At 37.0% G+C, this 958-nt stretch carries 2 protein-coding genes and 1 pseudogene; all 3 read right to left on the reverse strand.

Annotated elements, in window-relative coordinates:
• Nucleotides 1-227 (reverse strand): annotated as a pseudogene (locus G4417_RS17400) (RNA-guided endonuclease TnpB family protein); the annotation flags it as partial.
• Between the two features lie 14 nt (nucleotides 228-241).
• Entirely contained in the window at nucleotides 242-385 is a 144-nt protein-coding gene (locus G4417_RS17405) for a helix-turn-helix domain-containing protein (protein ID WP_207664659.1), read from the reverse strand.
• Nucleotides 382-789: an IS200/IS605 family transposase gene (tnpA, locus tag G4417_RS16475; protein ID WP_173684234.1), complete on the reverse strand. Its 408-nt coding sequence runs from the start codon at nucleotides 787-789 to the stop codon at nucleotides 382-384. The genes G4417_RS17405 and tnpA overlap by 4 nt, the downstream gene beginning before the upstream one ends.
• Between the last annotated feature and the right edge of the window lie 169 nt (nucleotides 790-958).

Here is a 958-nt window from a genome sequence, read left to right on the forward strand (position 1 = left end):
ATCCATTTTAATTTGGGAAGCCGGATCCGCTTATCTTCTACCAGAATATTTCCGTCGACTACATTTGTTGTGTAGCTGTTTTTGGAGTGATGTTTTGACTTGAAACGTGGAAATCCAACCTTGGGATCACGGAAAAAATTCTTATATGCTTTCTCCAAATGAAGCTGAACATTTGCCAGTGCCAGCGAATCTACTTCTTTCAGAAATGAATACTCCTTTTTATACATGGCTGGTGTATTTTTTAACAGTTTTTCGTCTTTTTATACTCCCGGATCTTGTCATTAAGCATCTGGTTATACAGAAAACGGCAGCAGCCAAATGTTTTTCCCAGAAGTATCTTCTGTTCTTCTGTTGGATAGATCCGGAAACGATATGCTATGTTCAATGCTTTTTCTCTCCCTGGGTTTCGATGTATTGACGGATTACTTCAACTGGTGCGCCTCCTGCCGTCAAAAGGCAGAAACTCTGACTCCAGAATACTTCTTTCCAAAGTTTTTCCCGGATTTCCGGATACTCTTTTTTCAGCAGCCTGCTGCTGGCACTTTTATATGCATTGATAAATTTACTGAGTTCCGTTTTAGGCTGTGCACGAAACATTACATGCACATAGTCAATATCATGATTCCATTCCTCCAAAACAATTCCATATCGGGGTGCAATATATTCCCATATTTCTTTTGCTCTTTCTGAAATTGGGTCATTGATAACTTTTCTTCGATATTTTACCACCATGATCAGATGATAATACATCAAATATACTGAATGTGCATTGTGATCTATTTTTTCCATAAAAACAGTCCTTTTTTGATCTTTTACCTTATCGACTGATTCTATTATACCATGAATCGCATTGCAGAACAAGTGTTCTTTTCTGTTTTTTTTGCAATTCATCTCCCACCTATAGGTTAAATGTATTTTTTAATTCTACCTTGCAAGAGTAAATTCTATACCTGTAGAA

The sequence above is a fragment of the Blautia wexlerae genome (assembly GCF_013300825.1).
Taxonomy (GTDB): Bacteria; Bacillota; Clostridia; order Lachnospirales; family Lachnospiraceae; genus Blautia_A; species Blautia_A wexlerae_B.

Excerpts from the sequence above, each read along its gene's own strand:
- tnpA (WP_173684234.1), bottom strand. The coding sequence starts at position 789 with ATGGAAAAAATAGATCACAATGCACATTCAGTATATTTGATGTATTAT.